Raw genomic sequence first — 19,894 nt, 5'->3', positions numbered from 1 at the left:
CTCGATTATTCCGCTGCGAGAATTTTTTCGCGCAGTTTGTCGAGCTGGGTTTGCACCAGCAGGCTGAGGCTTTTGAGTTGCTCCGAACCTTTGCGAACTGCGGCAAGGTCTTGTTCACGCACGGACTGCAGCAGGCGTAGCCCCAACTTGTGTACTTGCGGATGCACCTGTTGTAGGGCAGCAAATTCTGTGCTTTGCGTTAGGGATGTCTCCATCAAATTGTCCATCCACAAACCCAGGCGACAAGCGTGTTCGTCTTTCAGCTCATCCGCGCCTAGGCTGGTGTTGCCGGTGCTAATCGCCTCGAGCACTTTTCCTACCCAGCGCACATGGTCACTTTTTGCGATACTGAGACGTACCGCAAGGGGAGTAGTGCCTGTCATGGCTTCTTCGGCGCCTTGCTCGAGGTTTTTCTGTATCTTTCCGAGGCAATTGCGAATTTCTGTGAAACTGCCGTCAAAACCTTGCATCGAGCTGCGCAGCGTTTGCATGTGTGATCCCATGGCCTCCGCAGCAGCGATCTCTTGGGCACCGCCATTAATGATGTTCTGTATATTTTCTTGCGTTTCTTGTGCCGAATGATTGGCCATGCCGAGAACCTCGGCCACGGTTTCCAGGGAGTCCCCGCCACGTCGCAGATGCTGAATGCTGGCCGATACTCGGCTCTCTACCTCAGCGGCGCCCTCGTTGATATTGTTGGCGGCGTTGCGAATGTCGCTGGCCGCGTGAGAGGAGCTCTGGGCCAGCTTTTTGACTTCGTCTGCCACGACGGCAAAACCACGCCCATGTTCACCAGCACGGGCTGCTTCAATGGCCGCGTTGAGCGCCAGCAGATTGGTTTGCTTGGCGATCTCCTGCACTTTTACCGCCAGGGTGGTGATGGTGCGGGTTTGCTCGAGAAAGGCCTGTACGGTCTTGCCCATGCCATTTACCGCTTGCTCTACGAGATCCATCTCGCCAATGAGTTCGGATAGGCGCTGATTGCCCAACTGCACATCGTGCAGGGTATGCGCGGCCAGATCTTGGTTGGCTGCCACCGCAATTGCCGAATCTTTGACGGCGCGAATGACCGCTTGGGCTTGGTCGAGTAAAGACTGACTGTCGAGCTCGGCGCGTTGCAGGCTGTCACGAAACGCGAGTCCAAGCAGGTGGTTGTCGTTCGATCCTTGTAAGGCCAGAGTTTGTTGATCGAGAACGCGACAGTATTGGCGAAGCTGCTCGCGCTGTTGCTTGCAGAGGGGCGCTATCGAGCTCTGAAATTCCTCGTCTTCACGCAGTAATTTTGCCGTTTCGAGATCGCCATCGAGGCAGGAGCTGAGTAGGGAGCTGAGAGAGTCCGGTGCATTGAGCATGGTCCTTGCCTCGTTTTAATGACGGTGGATGACGTTCGCGACTGAGCGCGCGAGGTCGTCGGGTAGAAATTTGGCAACATAGCCATCGGCGCCAACGCTCTTCGCGTGTGCCTCGTTGGCGCTACCGGAAAGGGAGGAGTGAATTACCACCGGCACCGCACGCAAATTTTCGTTTTCTTTGATGCGACGAGTTAGCGTAAAACCATCCATTTCTGGCATTTCCAGATCGGTGAGGACCATGGCCACCTTGTCGGTGATGGCACGCCCTTCGGCGCGCGCATCTTTGGCTAGCTGTTGCAGGCGCTCCCAGGCTTCTTGCCCGGTTTTGGTGCTGATGAAGGGTAGACCAAGGCTACGCAAGGTTTTTTCAATTTGATTGCGAGCCACGGCGGAATCGTCGGCGTAGAGGATGACGGAGCCGGAGGGAATTTCCACGTTGTGGTTCTGGCTGAGCTCGTCGCCACTCTTGAAGCGCGAGGGTAAAACCTTACGCAAGATGTGTTCGACGTCGAGGACCAGCGCGAGGCGTGCCTTTTCCTCATCTTCATCCAGGCGCGCGAGGCTGGTCACCAATCCGCCGACGGCAGCGCCTTCGGCGGAGAGCACATGGCTCCAGTTGAGGCGCACAATTTCTTCTACATCCTCTACCGCGAAACCTTGCACGGAGCGTTCGTATTCCGTCACCAGCAGGATGTTCAGTCCCTTGGCTTGACAGCCGACTACCTGGGGCAGGTCGATGACCGGAATGATTTGTCCGCGGATATTGGCGACCCCGAGCACATTTTCGGGCGCTCCCGGCATAGGTGTGATCTTCGGCATGACCAATGCCTCACGCACCTTGAAGACATTGATTCCAAAAAGCTCCTGGCTACCGAGGGCGGTGTCGGCCCCGAGGCGAAAAACCAGTAGCTCGAATTTATTGGTGCCCGCGAGTTGGGCGCGTTCATCGACCTCGCGCAAGACGCTATCCATTTCTTACTCCTTGATCCGAGAGTGTAGTTCGCGGCTCAGCAGATCGAGATGCTGCAAAAGTTCATCTCGCGCCTGGCGCGCCTGTTCGATTTGCTGGTGTGCCTCGTTATTCTGTTTCTGTGCCCGCGCTTCCAATGCCGCACGCAGGCTATCGTGGAATAGCTTATGCGGCATCTTGATGGCCACATATTCGGGATGATTTTTCAGCAGGCTATCTCCCATGTGGTTCATCCAACGACCCAGGGAACAGCTCTGGTGGTCGGCAAGATCGGCGCTAGTCAGACGATTCGACGCCAAAAAGATCTCGTCTGCCACTTCCTGAAAACGATCCTGATGGCTTTGCCGGGCGGCATCGATACTGGCGACCGCGGCCAGCCAGGTGAGTTTGCCGATCTGCTTTTGCAGATGTGCGGTGACCGCAGCGGCATCGGCGGCTTGCGCCTGATTTTGTGCGGCCATCTTCCCCAAAGATTCCGCCGATTGTCCGATGCTGCTGACGTTGCCCTGGACCTCTTCCGTGGCCTCTTGCACGCGCCGCGAGAGATTGCGTACCTCATCGGCTACCACAGCAAAACCACGTCCGTGCTCCCCCGCACGCGCTGCTTCGATGGCGGCGTTGAGGGCGAGCAAGTTGGTCTGGTAGGCAATTTCGCGAATGGTCTGGGCAATTCTGCCAATGCCGCTGATTTGCTGCACGAGGGCAGAGACACTTGCTTGGTTGTCGCGGATGCTTGCCCGGAGTAGATCCAGATTTCGGCCGGTGCTGCCCATCGCTGCCTTTGCGTCCTCACTGAGTTCGCTCATGGTGACGGCACTATTGATAGCATCGGCGATAATACCGGCACGGACCTGTCGGCTGTTGCGCGCAGAACTGTTGTCTGACCAGGAGGCGTGAAACGCCAGGGCACGACCGTTTTCATCACGTACCGCACTAAAGCGCAAAATGAAGCTGATTTCGCCTACGTCCAGCACGCTGTGATGTTCTCGCAGGCTGCCGTCGGCAAGTTTGCGAAATATCTCGCGAACCCGTTCGGGATCGCGGTGAAATTGGTGGATCGAATGTCCGAAGGCTTTGCTGACGTCCGCCCCCCGCAACTCTGGCTGCAGTTTGCTGGCATATTGGTCCATTACGCGCTGGGCCGTTTCGTTCATGTAGATGATTCGGTTTTCCATCGCGTCGTCGGCTGCACAGAGCATCTCCAGGCTCGACAACGGGTCGAGCAAGGCGTGCGCATAGTTTTCCAATTCTGATAGTTGCATCCTGTCAGGCCTCTTCACTCGTTAGGGCACTGCCAACGGGGAGGGCGGCAAACCAATCCAAAAATCGTTTTACCTGGGGCCCACTGTAGATAGCACCATGTTGCGGGCAGAGGTAGTCGATTTCGAGTTTGCTCACGCGTTCGATCCAATCGTTTTTTGCGCGGTTGGACGGCATCCAGCGCTGATGAAAATAACGCGCCTTTTCGATATGGGCAGCAAAGGATTTGCCATCGGGGTCGTGGCGATCCACCCAGGCTCCGTGCCCTGGGGGTAGCAAGGCCGCGCCGACGTCGCCGGTAAAGAGCACCTTCGCCTCCGGGTCGTAGACATGAAAGTTGGCGGAGGAATGGAGATAGTGGGCGGGGATGAACTCTAGGCGTCGACCGCCAATGAGGATGTTGCCGCCGGCGTCCGGGATTTTTTGCAATGGTGCCTCCAGGGCACCGTAGTGGCGAATGAACCCTTCCCACAAGGCGGGAATGTGCCATTGCATTTGCGCATTGCAGGCGTGCCACAGGGGCAGGCTGGAGGCAATGTCCGGGTCCTGGTGCGAGACGAAAGCCGCCTGGATGCTGCCCGGACGTACGGCTTCTACCAGGGCGGCAAAGACCTGCGGGAAAATCTCAAAACCACCTGGGTCCAGGAGTAATGACTGGCCCTTCGATTCCATGACATAGACATTGGAATCAATGACGCGGCTCTCCTCCTGGTCATACAAGATCCACCAGCGATGATCCTTGGCCTCGAAGACTTTAGTTGCTTTCATCTTGTAACCGCTCCAGTTGCTGACGATAGTCGCGTATGGCACGCGCAACGATCTGTACTGCCTCACCCATGTCGCGTGACACCCGCATCAGCGGTACGCCACTCGCCTCCACGAGAGCCGCCTCAATACGACCACTCGTAACTACGTACTCTTGTTCTTCCACCCCTTCTTGCAGGGTGCGAACCTTCTCCAGCAACTGGCGCAGAATTCTGCGGGCGGTTTCTTGCTCTGTCGCAATCACCTTGCCCCAGGCCTGCCGGGTAGTTGCGAATGCCGGACACTGTTTGTGCAGATCTTCCCTGCTGCTCTGCATCATGTGGTCGAAGTTCTGGATCAGGCGCTGTTGCTGCAGGATGCGCATCTGTGACCCGATCAGTGGTGCGATGTTCTCTTGGAGGTGGGAGGCAGATTCGCGCAACATGGCGGCACGTTCGCGAAATGCTTGTGCCACTACCCCGTACCCTGCCAGGGCATTCCCGTGTTTTTTCACCAGAACCATGGCGTTGAGTGCCCGCCGGTCAATTTCCCGTAAGGCGCGGTCGATGTCTTGCCGCGCCCGAAACGAGGCATCGACGACATCCATGATTTGCTGCACGTTGCTCATCGGCTCGATCCCTCCTGCTCAATTCCATGACGGCTTAAGGCCAGGGCATCGAGAATCAACACGACGTTACCGCGCCCGGATATCGTCGCCCCCTGATACCAGTTTTCATTGGCGAGAAAATCCAAGGGCTTGACTACGGAGTCCTCGTTGCCAAGGACCTCAGAAACGAGGAGCAGGGCGCGCTCGGTAAGAATGCCTTCGATCGGTTCGGAGCCCAGGCGCAGCTTGCGACCATGCAAGAGCTCGCCCAAATCAATCATTGGTCGCACCTCACCGTCGTCCAGGCGGTACAGACTGCGCCCTTGCATGCGGTGAATGCGTGACTCGCGTACGTCGAGCAGGCTTTCGATGGCGCCCACCGGAAGCGCATAGATCTCCCGCCGCAAGCGAAGATACAAGACCGGCAGGATGGCCAAGGTGAGCGGGAACTCCATGGAAATTGTGGTGCCTGCACCGAGGCTAGTACGGATGTCGAGGCGCCCGCGCAGTTTGTGCACGGTTTCTTTCACCACATCCATGCCCACTCCGCGCCCGGAGAGTTCGGTGGCCTGTTCTTTGGTGGAAAATCCTGGGCGAAAGATTAGCTCCAGGGCTTCCTGTTCTGACAACCGTGCCGCATGTTCGGCGCTAATCACGCCCTTTTCGATGGCTTTTTGCACCACCATCTGGCGATCGATGCCTCTACCATCGTCACTCACCTCAATGCGTACCTTGTCACCGAGATGGATGGCTGCGACGCGAATGGTAGCGTTTTCCGGTTTTTGTGCGGCGCGTCGTTGCTCTGGCAACTCGATCCCATGATCAAGACTGTTACGAATGAGATGGGTCATGGGACCAGAGAGGGCATCCACAACCGCTTTGTCGATTTCCACGTCTTCACCCTGGATTTCGAGCTGCACGTTTTTGCCAAGTTGGCGCGAGGCGTCGCGTACCACCCGCGGTAATTGCTGAAAGATTCGCTTACAGGGTTGCATGCGTAGGCGCATGGCGTTGACCTGTAGGTCATTGACACTCAGGTCCATTTCCCGAGCAATGCGGCTGAGATCTTCATTCTCGTCGAGCAGGCTGCCAATCGCCGAGCTGAGGCGGTTGCGTAGCAATACCAACTCGCCGACCTGATTCATCACCGCATCGAGGCGTGCGGCATCTACCCGCAGGGTATTCTCCACCTCGCTAGTAGAGCTCGCGCTAGTACGCGGCGAGGGTTTGGGTTTCGTTGGATTGCTGGTTGCTGTTGGTACACCCGGCGCACCCTGTCCGTAGATCTGGTCGAGCACTGCCTCGAATTCCGTTTCCGAAATCTCATCTTTTGCCGGCGCGGGTGAGTCCATGCCAGGTGCCTGCGCACCGTATAGCTGGTCGAGTACGGCCTCGAATTCACTCTCCGAAATTTCATCCGTACTGGGTGCGTCGTCGTTTCCGCCTTGGTACTGCGCGATATAGACACCGGAGTTCCCTTGTTCATCGGCTCGTTGCTCGGCGAACAGGGTTGCGGGGGGCTCCGGGGTTGCTGGCTTCGCAGAAGGTGTTTGCGCAGTTTGGATACTGCTTGCTTCTGTTGCTGCTGCAGTGCCGTTAGCCAGGTCGCGGATGCGCGTGCCCAGATCTTCTGGCCCCGGAGCGGGCTCATCGCCCTGCGCAAGCTCTTGTAGCATGCCGTCGATAACGTCTAGCCCGCGCAGGATTGCATCGACCATTTCGCCACTGACGCAGAGTTGATGGCAGCGCAATTTGTCGAGCAGATCTTCCAAATGATGGGTCCAATCGACCAGGTATTGTGCCTCCAAAAAGCCAGCACCTCCCTTCAAGGTATGGAAGGCGCGGAAGAGACTGGCGAGTAGTTCGTCGTCTTCTGGGCGGTCCTCTAGGCAGAGAATTTCTTCCTGCGCTTTTTCCAGAAGTTCACGCGCTTCGGCGAGGTAATCCTGGAGAATGTCCATATCCATGTTCAGATCCCCAGTTCCGCAAGGAGGGCGTCGACGCCCTCCTGATCGATGTCTGGATTGCTCGCAGCACTATCGATTGCCATAGAGGACTGCTGCTCCACGCCGATTTCTGCAAGGGTCTGGCCAATGCGATTCTCGACAGCGCGCAGCAAGGTGATGGCCTTTTTCAGCCGCTGACCGGCAAGATCCTGCCCTTGCTGGCTGGCAACGATACGCTGCAATGCCTGCTCGATCTGCGCGAGTTGTGGATCGATAAAGGCATTGTGGGCGCTGCGAATGGCATTCAGTGCCCCCTGCGCCAGTTCTACCGCAGCGAGGGTGGCCATGGTTTGTTCTTCTGTGAGGCGCAAGGCCTCTTCCAGTGGGTCTTTGGCGTTGACTAGATCTTCTTCGGCGGTGTTGGCAATACGGCGCAAGCCCTCGCGGAGTAGGAGCTCGATTTCGTTGAGGGAGCGCTCGGCAGGTTGCCCGTTCATTGATTTGCCCCCTGAGCCGCCTGTAGGCGCTTGAAGATGGCATCAAGTTTTTCGCGTAGGGTTTCGGCGGTGAAGGGCTTGACGATGTAACCATTCACCCCAGCCTGGGCCGCTTCGAGGATGTTTTCTCGTTTTGCCTCGGCAGTCACCATGAGCACTGGGATGTGGCGCAATTGCGCATCAGCACGAATGGCACGCAGAAGGTCGATGCCTTGCATATTCGGCATATTCCAGTCCGAAACGACAAAATCGAAGGGGCGGCCGCGCAGCTTCTGTAGGGCTTGCACGCCATCCTCTGCCTCGTCGAAGTTGTTGAATCCGATTTCTCGCAAGAGATTGCGAACGATCCGACGCATGGTCGAGAAGTCGTCCACGATAAGGATGCTGATGTTCTTGTCTACCGCGTCTACACCCATGGGCTGGCTCCGCCTCCAGAAATGAACTGTTCTATCAGGCGTAAGCAAAAGACATTCCCGCTCCACGCCATACCGTCTCTAGGTACAGTTACGGCACAGCGCGGGGAAAACTTGAGGGCTTACGGTTGTGTTGCCTTGCTCCAGTACTGCGGGTAGCCGCCAGTCGTGGGGACCTTGGCGGATTTTATTTTTTGCGCCAGCAGACTAGCGTTTAAGCGACTGCTCTGCGGGTGTCCGACCAAGACGCGATACAGGTGGTTGTTGGGAAGATTGCCGATACAAACTGGAAGCCCTGCCTTACTAACCGCTTGTGAAAGCTCATCTGCCGCGGACAGTTTTGCGAAGGCCCCCATTTGCACATACCATCCGGCAACTTCGCAGTTCGTTCCAGGAAGCAGCAACGCTGCTTTTTCTACCTTGGCTTGGGTCGGTGTTTTGCTGCTGCTTGGTTTCGCTATTGAAGCAGATGACCCTGTGCTGGCCGTCGTACTAGTGCTTGTTACCGATGCACTGCTCTCGACGCCGGCAGTAGGTGTCGTAGTCTGGGGGAGTTGGAGATAGACGGAACTAGCGCTCTGGGGGCTCGCATGCCGTGGCTCTCGTGAATACAGAGAAAACGCCAAAATGATGACGATAAGCAGAAGCAAAATGATGAGCCACTGCAGTCCCCTTGCCAGTGGCTGTCGGTTTTTTGACGATTGTTGAGTCATATCCCTCTCCTCTATTAGCCGCGCTGATCGATGGCCCCTGCCATGATTGGATCCACGCCAGCCTTACTCGGGTGCTGTGGAGCCACAACAACAATACTCACGCGACGGTTCATGGCCAATCCTTTGGCGGTGTCGTTGGGTGCAACCGGATGATACTTGCCATAGCCGGCGGCAACCAGATGCCGCGGATCGACGCCATGCGCGCTAAATATCTCCACTACGGCCACGGCACGTGCCGCGGATAGGGCCCAATTGTTGGGATAGAGCCGGGTATTGATGGGCAAGTCATTGGTAAAGCCATTGACCTGAATTTGATAGGGAACTTGGGCCAAGACCCGGGCGATCTGTGCTAATGTCTGTTCCGCCGCTGGGGTGAGATTGGCCTGCGCCGAGGGAAAGAGGATCTTGGCGTTGAGGTCGATTACCACCCCCAAGCCGCTGCGATGGATCATCACGCTGCCGCTTTTGATGAGCGGCTGGAGCAAGGTCTCCATTCCTTTTTGTAGGGCGTCCAAACGGGTATTGTCGGGATCAGGCTTGCCGGCGACGGGGCTTGTAGGTTTGCTTTGCGCTTGCCCTGGAACCGATACGGCATCGGCAATTTTGGGCAGCGGGGGTAATTGTACCGGCGCACTAGCTGTCGTGGCCCGACTTGCTTGCTCCTGACGAATGGGCGTTGGCGACCATGGATGCCCGGAAAAGGCGGAAACCAAGGTTTCCGACAAGACCCTGTACTTGCCCTCGTTGACGGAGGAAATCGCATACATGACGACAAAGAACGAAAATAGCAGAGTAATGAAGTCGGCGTAGGATACCAACCAACGCTCGTGATTTTCCCATTCTTCCTCTTTGCGAGAACGTCTTGCCATTTCGACCTCCGATTTGCGATGTCCAACTTTGACCGCCCAATCGCAAAGATCATGCCGGCATGGATGCTGCTTGGCAAATCTGTTGCTTTTGTGCGGAGGCCGGCATGCAGTTAGAACAAAATTTTATCGAAACACTGTTTCAGAAAAATCATCGGCAAGGGGAAACCGCTGCCAGACGGTTGGGTGCTGTGATGCTGGAGCAGGCGTCATGGTCGATCCTTTCTGGCGTATCACGGAAAATGGTAGAAAGTGAGATTCTCGATATTTTGCCTGAGGGTCGTGGCCTGCTTTTTGATCCTTGGGCAGGTCTTCCGGATCGGATAGAGGGCATTGGCGAGGAGCTGCTGCTGTGTGGACCCCTTGCCGGTATCCCAACCGGCTTTGTGGTGCGCTTTCTGGGGATGACCCAATGGCGGCACTACCCTGCCGTTCATTTGACTATGCCGGAGCAGGTATATCAGTGGCAGCGGCGCGGGTATTTGCGTGCCCCCGCTCCAGCGAACAGTCGCGGCCAAATTCAACGTCAAGGGGCACAAGCCTTGGCGATGGAGCTGATGGATCTGGGGGCCGGCGGATTACGTGTTCGTGTGGCTATGCCGCGGGATTATGCACTCAGCGTCGAAGAGCGCTTTCCTGCCGTCCTGTTTTCTTTTGCTGGAGAGCAATACTCGTTGTCGGCGACGCTGCGACACTTGTGCGGTCCCCGCCGTGGAGCCAATGGGGTAGTCCAGGAGCTTGGCTTGGCGTTTCGCTCCCCACCGCTGGCGCTGCAAGAGCAACTCATTCAATATGCCTTGCGCTACGATCGAGAAGCCTTACACCGTGCCCGTCTTTGACGACTCGCTGGGGTGTGAACGGATGTGGACCGTGTGCGTGAGTAGACTATCCGGTGGCAACTCCGAGCCGCCACGATTTGCCTGCTGCGCTTGTTCCACGATCCATTGGCGCAGGGAACGTTGCGATGGGCAAAAATGGAGCGGGGCTTGCTGATGAGCTCGCAGTTCTTCTTCTGTTTTTTGCGGAAGAATGACCATCAACATGTTTACGCCGTCGGCGCAGAGTGGCTGTGGCATGTCATAGTGCAGCCCAAAATGCTGGGGCGCGCAGAGCAGAAAGGCAATCAGAGGATCATCAAGGGATTGTAGCCACAAAAAAGGCCCCTGCTTGTCGATGTGCAATAGCGCAAAACGCTGTAGTTCAGCAAAGCCTGACAGGGTGGGTGAACAGTGCCAAATTTGCTCCTCAGCAATAGGCAAAAGACCGAAGCGAGTAGGGTACTGGGAACTGGTCATGGATTCTCCCGCGTCTTGCTTGAACTATGTCCGCTGAGCCAGACGTCGAACTGGATCGGCTCGTTTTGTGCCGCGTCTTGGTTGCTGCTGCGCACTGCCTCAAACAATTCTTCGCGCAGGATCGACACCCCAGTCGGGGTTTCGATACCAATGCGCACTTGTCCATCATCAATGCGCGTAACGACAATGCGAATGTCATCACCAATGCGAATTGCCTGCCCTTTTCTGCGTGTGAGGACAAGCATCAAGCGCTCCCCAAGCGATGACCATTTTTACCTTTTTCCATTTGACCGCCATCGTCGTAGAGCTTGTTTTCCGGGCCAAACAGCATCTGCCAAGCCTCTTGTTGAAACCGGCCAAGGGCTTGGATGCTGGCGCCATTACGACGATTGATCTGGGCAATTTCCTGGAGTAACAGGTGGCGACGGCGCATTTCTTCGGGAGGGCCGCTTTGCCCACGACGTTGTGATTCAAGGGCACTTATCTCCCGAAAGAGCTGCAATTTTTGCGCTGCGACACCCTGAACGCGCACCCAATCACTGCTGATCAAGGTCTCGGACTCCATTTGCAATACCTGCCGTAGCGCCTCGAGGCGAGCAAGTTGTTGGGAGACGATCTCGGCTACGGAGGACACAGCTTAGGACCGGCTGCTGCTACTGCGATTGGCCAGTAATTGCTGTTGATCTTGCACCAGACCCTGCCCAATCTTGGCCGGTAAGATGGTGTAGCTGCCGGTTTGTACCGCAGTGCGGAGCGCCTCGATACGACTTGGCTCGCTCTGGGCATTATTGGCCTGAAGTAGGGCTTGCGCGGTTGCTGAGAGCGTTACCTGCTCTTGCGGGACCTCGCTCGCGCTGCTTGTGCCGGTCTTCGCGGGTGTTTTGCCGCGCGGCGCGTCTGATGCTAATGGGGTGATCCCACTTTTGGGCTGAATTGGATTCATGGATGTATTCCTCTCGGCTCATCTCACGGATAACGGCACAATTGCAGAATATCTTGAATCGCGCAAGAAACCATTCTTCCCGCCTTCAAAAAGATACCTGGACATTGCCATTGCTCATTACGATCGCGTGCAATACCCGTCCAGACTGCACATTGCGCACCAGGATACTCTGGCCTTCTTTTCCATCTTCGATCGCCTCGGCAGTAGTCGCTATGCGTACACCATCACCTTGCGCTATGACCGTTACCAGTTGGCCAGCGTGCACGAGATTCCGCGCTTGCAGCATTGAACGTAATATGGGTTGCCCCGCCATTACGCCATAGCGTAAACGCTGGCCGACGGCCTGTTCAGGATTGTTCAGCGGCGCGCCAGAGAGTTCACCGGGATTGGCGGCGATTTCGTCGAGATCGCTGGCGCTGAGGATACTGCCGGCGCTCAGGCTTTGGGCTGCGACCAGGATTTTGCGCCCTTGGCGGATCTGTACTGGCACATATAAGGTCCAGGCCTGCGGGTCCTGGCAGCTCACTGCTACGGTTTGGTTACCAAAGGGGTTGGCGTAGCCGAAGTAACCGAGTTGCAGCCGCGCGCAGGCGGGGAAACTGACACTTGTTGCTGGCACGTCCGCAACAATCTCGCTGCTGCCCATATGGGCAGGCAAGTGTTCGCGCACGAAGGCTGTTACCGCTGTGCGAATGGCCGCCAAACCCTCGCCGGCATGGGCAGCGCTGGTGAACCCCAGGCAACAGCTCAGCGCGGCGACAACGGTCCGCTTGGGGAAGAATCGGAACACCAGGACCTCACTTCTATCAACACAGGTACATTGATCAGCAATAAGCAAATCATAGGCCAGGAATTTGGGTGTTGCCGTGTAGGTAATTCGTGCTTGTGTGGGCAAGCAGGCGGCAAGAGCTTGCCGAATTCTTGGGCCAGCGGACAGTTGCCGCCGATGGGTTCGGTAAAATGTGGATAAAACCACTGGCATGGATACGAATCTACGTAGGCATAAGGTTTGCATAAGTCTGGCATCATCTCCGGTAGAGGCCGAAGTGTATGACCAGTCTCTTAAACCAAACCTTAGACCCCTTGGCGGATGCCCTGCGCGTGTCCGGGTATCGGCAACAATTGCTAGCCGCCAACATCGCCAACGCCGATACCCCCAATTATAAGGCGGTGGACATCCCGTTTGCCAAAACATTGCAGGCGGTGCAGGCGGGCCAGGGCATGGGATTCACTATGGAAACGGACCAGACTCGGCAATTTACTACCGCGCCAGGCTCTCTGGCCTTGGCAAGTTTTGTCCAGTACCAGCGCGGTAGCGCCGTGGGCCTGGATGGAAATTCTGTAGACATGAATCAGGAGCAATCGGATTTTGCGCAAAATGGTGTGCGTTATCAGGCCGACGTCACTTTCGTGACGGGAACGATCAAAAGTTTGTTGTCTGCGATCACCGGTATCACCCAGTGATCCTGAAATAGAGGAAAGAACCAATGTCCTTATTTTCCGTATTTAATGTTGCTAGTTCGGGGCTCACAGCACAGAGTTATCGTTTGAACGTGGTTGCCAGTAATTTGGCGAATGCCAACTCGGCAACCAGTTCTGATGGGCAGCCCTATCGTGCCCGCGAGGTAGTCTTTGCCGCACAACCGCTGAGCAGCAATCCTGCTGGCGTGGATGGGGTGTCTGTGGCTGGGGTAATAGAAAAACCCGGCCCTTTCAAATTGGTTTATCAGCCGGGAAATCCCTTGGCAGATGCGCAAGGCTACGTAAAAATGCCCAACGTCAATCCGGTTGATGAGCTGGTCAATATGATCTCCGCTTCGCGTGCCTACCAGGCGAATGTTAATGTCCTGCAAACCACGAAAAGCCTGCTGCTAAAAACCTTGACTATATAGGAGCCTGAAAATGAGCGTCAATTCTCTGACATCTGCAGTCAATCCTTTTTATGCCTCGTTGCAGTCGAGCAGTGCCGCAAGCTCTGGTAGTGCCAGTTCGGGTGCTAGTGGTCTGGCTAGTGAGAGCACTTTTTACAACCTCTTGGTTACCGAGCTGACCAACCAAGACCCATTGAATCCACTCAGTAATCAGAATCTCTCGGCGCAACTCGCGCAATTCAGTGTCGCTAATGGCGTACAGGCCATTCAGGGCTCTCTCAGCAGTTTGATGGGTCAAATCAATCAGAATCAGGGCTTGCAGGCCGCGACGCTGATTGGCAAAACCGTTAGTACGTCGGGCAATGGCTTGCAGTTAAGTGGTGGGGCTGCAGCAGGTGGCTACGACCTGAGCGGGGATGCCAGCAATGTTGATGTTCTGGTCCAGAACTCTGCTGGGCAAACCTTGGCAGTATTGCCGCAAGGTGCGCAGAGTGCGGGGATGCAGAGCTTTACTTGGAACGGTGAAGACAACTCGGGAGCGGCGCTGCCGGCCGGTAATTATCAATTTACCGTGCAGGCCGCCAATGGTTCGCAGGGAGTGAGTGCGACGCCTTACAGCATGGGGGTAGTTAGTGGCGTTACTCTCGGAAGTTCTGGTCCTACCTTACAGTTGAGTGGCCAACAGGGCTCAGTACCTTTCAGCTCGGTGCAAAACATTATTTAAGGAGAATAACATGGGTGCTTTCAATACGGCTTTGAGTGGGTTGAATGCGGCAAACACCGATTTGCAGGTGCTGGGGAACAATATCTCTAATGCCAACACCGTTGGGTTCAAATCGTCGAATGCGGAATTTTCCGATGCCTATGCCTCGGCGATGGCCAACAGTGCTCCTACGTATGGACAGGTAGGTATCGGTACGCAGGTGATGTCCGTCGCCCAGCAATTCACCCAGGGTAGCATTCAAACCACCAGCAATCCTCTGGATGTGGCCATCAATGGCAATGGATTTTTTCAGTTCAATTATAATGGAGCAACCGTATACAGCCGCAATGGGCAATTTCAACTCAATTCCGGGGGCGTAATTGTTGATGGCAATGGCGGCGAACTGATTGGTACGCAAGCACAGAATGGAAAATTGACTGGCGCTAGTGGGCCGTTGACCATCAGTCAGAATACCTTGGCACCTCAGGCGACTTCGGGGCTGGGTATCAATCTCAATCTCAATTCCACCAATACTCCGATCAGTGGTGCAATCAATATCAATAATCCTAATTCTTACAATTATTCCACCACTACCACGGTCTATGACAGTCTGGGTACGCCGCAGTTACTCAGCACCTACTATCAGTTGGCACCAAGCACTTCGGGCAGTGCGGGACAAACCTGGAACGTCGCTTACTCGGTTGCCGGAACTACTGTGGCTAGTGGTGTTACGTCGGGTAGCCTTGGACAATTGCAATTCAATTCCCTAGGAGCCGAGGTGGGTTCCCTCAGTTCCCCTATCTCTGGGATTTCTTGGGCGGATGGCGCTGCATCGACGACGATCAATGTGAATTACAGCGGTAGCACTAATTACAATTCTCCTAATGCGGTAATCAGTGCTAGTAGTAATGGCTATGGTCCCGGACAGTTATCGGGATTATCGATTGATCCCAGCGGAAACATCTTTGCGCGCTACAGCAATGGGCAATCGCAAGTCATGGGGCAAATCAGTTTGACGCGCTTTGCGAACAACAATGGCTTGCAAAATCTCGGTAATAACTACTGGGCCGAAACCTATACCTCCGGGCAGCCATTACAAGGGAGTCCCGGCAGCACCAATCTGGGTGTCTTGCAATCAGGGGCGGTCGAGCAATCCAACGTGAATCTTTCTGGTGACTTGGTAAATTTGATTGTGGCGCAGCAGGCGTACCAGGCTAATGCGCAGACCATCAAAACGCAGAATACTGTGGTGCAGACGCTCTTGAGTCTGTAAGGAGTAGATAGCCGTGGATACGCTCTATATTGCGATGACTGGCGCCAAGGCCTTGCTGCAGCGGCAAGATGTGGTCGCGAACAATTTGGCAAACGTCAATACCAATGGCTTTCGCGCGGAAATTGCCGAATCCCGGGCCTTGCCGGTCTACGGTTCGGGTGCGGGTTTGCCGACCCGCGTGTACACCGCGACCACCGATGACAGCTGGGACTTTCAGAGCGGCCCAATTGTGCATACGGGGCGGCCCTTGGATGTGGCCATCAACGGCAAGGGCTGGATTGCGGTACAAGGGCCTGATGGTAAAGAGGCCTACACCCGCGACGGTAATTTGCAGGTGAACGGGCAGGGTATTCTCGAAACCGCCACCGGCCATGCGGTGCTGGGGATCAATGGCACGCCCATTTCCTTGCCACCGATGACCGGTCTGACCATTGGCAGCAATGGTACGATTTCGGGGGTCCCCGAGGGCAATCAACCAAACGGCCTCTTGGCCATCAATCAGATCAAATTGGTCAATCCGCCGGAGAAGGATCTGCAGAAGGGGACGGATGGGCTCTTCCGCACCAGTGATGGGAAGCCGGCGCCAGAAGACCCAGCGGTCGATTTGGAAGGCGGCGCCTTGGAGGGTAGTAACGTCAATCCCATCCACAGCATGATTCAGATGCTGCAGGACAGCCGCCAATTTGAGATGCAAACCAAACTGATCCAAAGCATCGATCAGGATCGGAACTCGGCTAATCAGATACTTGTGCTCAGTTGACCCTGAGGAGATTTTCTTATGATGCGCTCCCTGTACGTAGCGGCTACCGGCCTGGAAGGCGAACAGACCAAGATGGATGTCATCGCCAATAATTTGGCGAACGTCAATACCACTGGCTTTAAACAATCCCGGGCGGTATTCCAGGATCTGCTCTACCAGAATCTGCGCCAACCTGGCGCCCAGTCTTCCCAGACCACGCAATACCCCTCGGGCTTGCAGTTGGGCACCGGTGTACGGGTGGTGGCGACGGAGCGCCTGATGACCCAGGGTAATCTGACGCAAACCGGTAACTCATTGGATGTGGGCATTAATGGGCAGGGCTTTTTTCAGATTCTGGAGCCCAATGGCACCATCGCTTACAGCCGGGATGGCACCTTTCAACTCAACAATCAGGGTCAGTTGGTTACCTCCAATGGTTATCTCCTGCAACCCCCCGTTACCATTCCGCCGAATGCGCAGAGCGTTACCATTGGCGAAGACGGCACGGTATCGGTGGTGCTGCCGGGCCAGGCCGCACCGCAGCAGGTGGGTACTATCCAACTTGCCAATTTTATTAATCCCACGGGCCTGCAGAGTATTGGCGACAACCTCTATCTGCAAACGGGCTCTTCCGGCGCGCCGCAGACCGGCCAGCCCAGCCTGAATGGCTTGGGTACGGTACAGCAGGGCTACCTGGAGTCTTCGAATGTCAATGTGGTTTCGGAATTAGTGGATATGATCGCCACCCAACGGGCCTATGAGATCAACAGCAAGGCGGTTTCCACGTCCGATTCCATGTTGAGCTACGCGATTCAAAACATCTAAAGGGAGGTTGGTGATGTTTAGGACGATGGGGATTCGTTGGCAAAACTTCTGGCGTTTGTTGCCGCCGCTTTTCTTGGCATTGGGATTGAGCGCCTGTGCCGAGCTACAGCATCCGAGCATGGCGCCGATCAAGCCCCTGCCTATCCCCGCCGAACCGGCATCTTTGAACGCGCACCCAGCCAATGGCGCCATCTGGCAACAGGAAACCAACGTCTCTCTCTTTGCTGATAATCGCGCCAACCGCGTGGGCGACCTGATTACCGTGTTGATTCAGGAAAATGCCAGCGCCTCGAACAACACCAATACTGCCATCAACCGCTCCGATAGCCTGAGTGCCGCGCTGACTAATTTCTTTGGCCTGACCCCCGCTTTTGGCAATATTGGTGGTTCGCAGATCAGCCCTTCCATGGGAGCGAATAGCAGCCAAAAATTTGGCGGTACGGGTGCCACGACCCAGAGCAATACCTTTACCGCTACCCTGGAAACCACGGTGGTGAAGGTGATGGGTAATGGCAACCTGGAGATCGAGGGCTCCAAAGAGGTTCTTCTCAATGGTGGGCACGAGTTCATCCGGGTGGCCGGTGTGGTGCGTGCCGCCGACGTTACGCCACAAAATACGATACTTTCCACGCAGATTGCCGACGCGCGCGTCGAATATAGCGGTGATGGCAGTATCTACGCCGCCGCACGGATGCCGTGGCTGGCACGATTCTTTCTTTCTCTCTGGCCATTCTGAGCATTGGGAGATTTTTGATGAAATCGCGTCCTGCCATCCACTTGCTGTTAGTCCTTCTCAGTGCCGTCTTGCTTTTGGCGAGCGCGCTGCCGGGTAACGCGGAAACCATCCGCAATCTGGCGATGGTTTCGGGGGTACGCAGTAACCAGTTGGTAGGCTATGGATTGGTGGTCGGCTTGAATGGCACCGGCGACCAAGCGACCCAGGTGCCCTATACCACGCAGTCCCTGCTCAATATGTTTCAGCGTCTTGGCATTAATTTGCCGGCCTCCGTTGCCACGAACCTGCAGCCCAAGGATGTCGCGGCGGTGATGGTGACGGCGCATCTGCCCCCCTTCGCCCAGCCGGGGCAGACCATAAACGTCACGGTTTCGGCAGTGGGTAACGCGTCGAGCCTTGCCGGTGGTACCCTCCTCATGACTCCTCTGAAGGGTGCTGATGGGCAAACCTATGCGGTGGCGCAGGGTAATATCATCGTTAGTGGTTTTGGCGCGAGCAGCAATGGCGCCTCGGCGCAGGTGAACATCACTACAGCTGGCACGATTCCCAATGGTGCGAACGTCGAGCGCTCAGTGCCCAGCGGTTTCGATACTGGTGGTCCGCTGCAGCTCGATCTGCATACGCCGAGTTTTACTACCGTGGCACGTATTGTCGACGCCATCAACCGTAGCTTGGGCTATGGGACGGCGGAGGCCCTCAATGCCGGGGTAGTGCAGGTGCAGGCGCCGGTCAACCCCAGCGAGCGAGTCAACTTTTTGGCTCTAATCGAGAACTTAAACGTCGAGCCTGAGACGCCGGTGGCCAAGGTAGTGATCGATGCACGCAGTGGCACGGTGGTCTTGGGGCAGAATGTGACGCTGGGCAGCTGCGCCGTTGCCCACGGTAATCTCTCCGTCACCATTTCGCAGAAATATCTGGTGAGCCAGCCCAATCCATTGGGCGCAGGGCAGACGGTGGTGGTGCCCCAGGCCAACATCAAGATCAAGCAACCGCAGGCCAAGCTCTTGATGTTTGAGCCAGGCGTTAGCTTGGAGGCGTTGGTGCGCGCCCTCAATGCGGTGGGGGCGACGCCGACGGATCTCATCGCCATCTTGCAGGCAATGAAGGCCGCGGGCGCTCTCCATGCCCAGCTGGAGGTGATCTGATGAACGCGAGCATTGCCTTGCAGGCACACACCCAAGCGTTCAATTTGAATGGCCAGGGTGCGGCGGCGGCCAGCAGTAATGCCATGAGCTTCGCCCAGTTGCAGCAGTTGCATCAGGAGGCTAACGACAAAAATCCCGCGTCTATCCTCGCTACGGCCAAGCAATTTGAGGCAATGCTGCTCGATCAGATGCTCTCGTCGATGAGTAAAACCAGTTTTGGCCCGGATCTGCTCGGCAAAAGTAGCGGCCCGATGTTCCAGTCCCTGTTTACCCAACAGATCGCGCAAACGGTGGCACAGGGCCATGGCATTGGCCTCGCGAGTACTTTGGCACAAGAGATCGCCACCCGTTACCACCTGCACTGGGATGCAAAAACAGCGGCCAAGGCCGAGGCGGCAGATACCCCGGTGAGCATCCCCGCAGCACCGAGCAACATCAATCAGGCCGGCGGCTCACCCAATTGGAATCAAGCTGGACAGAACTTGGTACAGCGAGCCAAGTCTTTTGTGCAGAGTATTTTGCCCGCTGTACGGCAGGCGGCGGTGCAACTGGATGTCTCACCCGTAGCTATCCTTGCCCAGGCCGCCCTGGAGACTGGCTGGGGTGCACACGCTCCCGGCGACAACCTTTTTGGTATTAAGGCGGGTGGCGGCTGGAGCGGGAATGCGCTGCAAAACCTCACCCATGAATTTGTCGATGGTGTGAAAACCGTAGAAGACGCGAGTTTTCGTGCTTACCAGAGCGTTGCTTCCAGTGTAGCAAATTACACGCAACTACTGCTCAATAATCCGCGCTATCAGACTGCCCTGGGCCAGGGGAACAACATTGCCGGCTTTGCGCAGGCCCTGCAGAATGGCGGCTATGCTACAGACCCAGACTATGCCGCCAAGATCACGGCCCTGGCGCAAGGGCCGGTGATGCAAGCAGCACTGGCCGGTACCGGGCTTACCCCTTGAGTTTTTGGCGAAACGTGACGTTATAGGCTTTGGGAACGAT

At 56.1% G+C, this 19,894-nt stretch carries 25 protein-coding genes; 10 read left to right on the top strand and 15 right to left on the bottom strand.

Going from position 1 to position 19,894, the window contains the following annotated elements:
- Positions 1 to 5: 5 nt before the first annotated feature.
- From AB4090_RS03430 to motD, 10 genes are all read right to left on the bottom strand, one after another.
- Positions 6 to 1,352, bottom strand: a complete 1,347-nt coding sequence (locus AB4090_RS03430) for a methyl-accepting chemotaxis protein (RefSeq protein WP_369572461.1) — start codon at positions 1,350 to 1,352, stop codon at positions 6 to 8.
- Between the two features lie 15 nt (positions 1,353 to 1,367).
- Entirely contained in the window at positions 1,368 to 2,324 is a 957-nt protein-coding gene (locus AB4090_RS03425) for a chemotaxis protein (RefSeq protein ID WP_369572460.1), read from the bottom strand.
- Positions 2,325 to 2,327: 3 nt separating this feature from the next.
- Complete coding sequence (locus tag AB4090_RS03420; RefSeq protein ID WP_369572459.1) at positions 2,328 to 3,584, bottom strand: methyl-accepting chemotaxis protein; 1,257 nt, start codon at positions 3,582 to 3,584, stop codon at positions 2,328 to 2,330.
- Between the two features lie 4 nt (positions 3,585 to 3,588).
- On the bottom strand, positions 3,589 to 4,350 hold the full coding sequence (locus tag AB4090_RS03415; RefSeq protein ID WP_369572458.1) for an MBL fold metallo-hydrolase: 762 nt from the start codon (positions 4,348 to 4,350) through the stop codon (positions 3,589 to 3,591).
- Positions 4,337 to 4,954: a hypothetical protein gene (locus tag AB4090_RS03410; protein ID WP_369572457.1), complete on the bottom strand. Its 618-nt coding sequence runs from the start codon at positions 4,952 to 4,954 to the stop codon at positions 4,337 to 4,339. Before AB4090_RS03410 ends, AB4090_RS03415 begins: the two co-directional genes overlap by 14 nt.
- Positions 4,951 to 6,900: a chemotaxis protein CheA gene (locus tag AB4090_RS03405; protein WP_369572456.1), complete on the bottom strand. Its 1,950-nt coding sequence runs from the start codon at positions 6,898 to 6,900 to the stop codon at positions 4,951 to 4,953. Before AB4090_RS03405 ends, AB4090_RS03410 begins: the two co-directional genes overlap by 4 nt.
- A 2-nt stretch (positions 6,901 to 6,902) precedes the next feature.
- Positions 6,903 to 7,376, bottom strand: coding sequence for a hypothetical protein (locus AB4090_RS03400; protein WP_369572455.1), 474 nt, complete (start codon positions 7,374 to 7,376; stop codon positions 6,903 to 6,905).
- Entirely contained in the window at positions 7,373 to 7,792 is a 420-nt protein-coding gene (gene cheY / locus AB4090_RS03395) for a chemotaxis response regulator CheY (RefSeq protein WP_369572454.1), read from the bottom strand. Before cheY ends, AB4090_RS03400 begins: the two co-directional genes overlap by 4 nt.
- Positions 7,793 to 7,911: 119 nt before the next feature.
- Positions 7,912 to 8,502 (bottom strand): SPOR domain-containing protein, encoded by a 591-nt coding sequence (locus tag AB4090_RS03390; protein ID WP_369572453.1) that lies wholly within the window; start codon positions 8,500 to 8,502, stop codon positions 7,912 to 7,914.
- Positions 8,503 to 8,516: 14 nt separating this feature from the next.
- Positions 8,517 to 9,371: a flagellar motor protein MotD gene (gene motD / locus AB4090_RS03385; RefSeq protein ID WP_369572452.1), complete on the bottom strand. Its 855-nt coding sequence runs from the start codon at positions 9,369 to 9,371 to the stop codon at positions 8,517 to 8,519.
- Positions 9,372 to 9,475: 104 nt separating this feature from the next.
- Between motD and AB4090_RS03380 the strand changes: the two genes are divergently transcribed.
- A complete protein-coding gene (locus tag AB4090_RS03380; protein WP_369572451.1) occupies positions 9,476 to 10,207 on the top strand; it encodes a flagellar brake protein in 732 nt (243 codons plus the stop codon).
- On the opposite strand, the gene fliW is transcribed toward AB4090_RS03380, so the two are convergent.
- The 5 genes from fliW to flgA form a co-directional block, all read right to left on the bottom strand.
- Positions 10,187 to 10,663, bottom strand: a complete 477-nt coding sequence (gene fliW / locus AB4090_RS03375; RefSeq protein WP_369572450.1) for a flagellar assembly protein FliW — start codon at positions 10,661 to 10,663, stop codon at positions 10,187 to 10,189. The genes AB4090_RS03380 and fliW overlap by 21 nt on opposite strands.
- Positions 10,660 to 10,908, bottom strand: coding sequence for a carbon storage regulator CsrA (gene csrA, locus AB4090_RS03370; RefSeq protein ID WP_369572449.1), 249 nt, complete (start codon positions 10,906 to 10,908; stop codon positions 10,660 to 10,662). Before csrA ends, fliW begins: the two co-directional genes overlap by 4 nt.
- Positions 10,908 to 11,297, bottom strand: a complete 390-nt coding sequence (locus tag AB4090_RS03365; protein WP_369572448.1) for a hypothetical protein — start codon at positions 11,295 to 11,297, stop codon at positions 10,908 to 10,910. The genes csrA and AB4090_RS03365 overlap by 1 nt, the downstream gene beginning before the upstream one ends.
- A 3-nt stretch (positions 11,298 to 11,300) precedes the next feature.
- Positions 11,301 to 11,606 carry a flagellar biosynthesis anti-sigma factor FlgM gene (locus tag AB4090_RS03360; RefSeq protein WP_369572447.1) on the bottom strand — a complete coding sequence of 102 codons (306 nt, stop codon included), beginning with the start codon at positions 11,604 to 11,606 and terminating at the stop codon, positions 11,301 to 11,303.
- Between the two features lie 85 nt (positions 11,607 to 11,691).
- Positions 11,692 to 12,588: a flagellar basal body P-ring formation chaperone FlgA gene (gene flgA / locus AB4090_RS03355; protein WP_369572446.1), complete on the bottom strand. Its 897-nt coding sequence runs from the start codon at positions 12,586 to 12,588 to the stop codon at positions 11,692 to 11,694.
- A gap of 68 nt (positions 12,589 to 12,656) precedes the next feature.
- Between flgA and flgB the strand changes: the two genes are divergently transcribed.
- Genes flgB through flgJ form a run of 9 tightly spaced genes read left to right on the top strand, consistent with a single transcriptional unit; the run spans position 12,657 to position 19,854 of the window.
- Positions 12,657 to 13,070: a flagellar basal body rod protein FlgB gene (flgB, locus tag AB4090_RS03350; RefSeq protein WP_369572445.1), complete on the top strand. Its 414-nt coding sequence runs from the start codon at positions 12,657 to 12,659 to the stop codon at positions 13,068 to 13,070.
- Between the two features lie 23 nt (positions 13,071 to 13,093).
- Positions 13,094 to 13,498 (top strand): flagellar basal body rod protein FlgC, encoded by a 405-nt coding sequence (gene flgC / locus AB4090_RS03345; RefSeq protein ID WP_369572444.1) that lies wholly within the window; start codon positions 13,094 to 13,096, stop codon positions 13,496 to 13,498.
- Positions 13,499 to 13,508: 10 nt separating this feature from the next.
- Complete coding sequence (locus AB4090_RS03340; RefSeq protein ID WP_369572443.1) at positions 13,509 to 14,201, top strand: flagellar hook assembly protein FlgD; 693 nt, start codon at positions 13,509 to 13,511, stop codon at positions 14,199 to 14,201.
- Positions 14,202 to 14,211: 10 nt separating this feature from the next.
- A complete protein-coding gene (gene flgE / locus AB4090_RS03335; RefSeq protein WP_369572442.1) occupies positions 14,212 to 15,453 on the top strand; it encodes a flagellar hook protein FlgE in 1,242 nt (413 codons plus the stop codon).
- Positions 15,454 to 15,466: 13 nt separating this feature from the next.
- A complete protein-coding gene (flgF, locus tag AB4090_RS03330; protein WP_369572441.1) occupies positions 15,467 to 16,213 on the top strand; it encodes a flagellar basal-body rod protein FlgF in 747 nt (248 codons plus the stop codon).
- Positions 16,214 to 16,231: 18 nt separating this feature from the next.
- Entirely contained in the window at positions 16,232 to 17,017 is a 786-nt protein-coding gene (gene flgG / locus AB4090_RS03325) for a flagellar basal-body rod protein FlgG (RefSeq protein ID WP_369572440.1), read from the top strand.
- Between the two features lie 13 nt (positions 17,018 to 17,030).
- Positions 17,031 to 17,753 carry a flagellar basal body L-ring protein FlgH gene (locus AB4090_RS03320; protein ID WP_369572439.1) on the top strand — a complete coding sequence of 241 codons (723 nt, stop codon included), beginning with the start codon at positions 17,031 to 17,033 and terminating at the stop codon, positions 17,751 to 17,753.
- 17 nt (positions 17,754 to 17,770) lie between these two features.
- Positions 17,771 to 18,898: a flagellar basal body P-ring protein FlgI gene (locus AB4090_RS03315; protein WP_369572438.1), complete on the top strand. Its 1,128-nt coding sequence runs from the start codon at positions 17,771 to 17,773 to the stop codon at positions 18,896 to 18,898.
- Positions 18,898 to 19,854 (top strand): flagellar assembly peptidoglycan hydrolase FlgJ, encoded by a 957-nt coding sequence (flgJ, locus tag AB4090_RS03310; RefSeq protein ID WP_369572437.1) that lies wholly within the window; start codon positions 18,898 to 18,900, stop codon positions 19,852 to 19,854. The genes AB4090_RS03315 and flgJ overlap by 1 nt, the downstream gene beginning before the upstream one ends.
- The last annotated feature ends 40 nt before the right edge of the window (positions 19,855 to 19,894 follow it).

This window comes from Acidithiobacillus sp. IBUN Pt1247-S3 (assembly GCF_041146875.1).
In the GTDB taxonomy this organism is placed as follows: Bacteria; Pseudomonadota; Gammaproteobacteria; order Acidithiobacillales; family Acidithiobacillaceae; genus Igneacidithiobacillus.
This window is presented reverse-complemented; position numbering and strand designations above follow the sequence as displayed.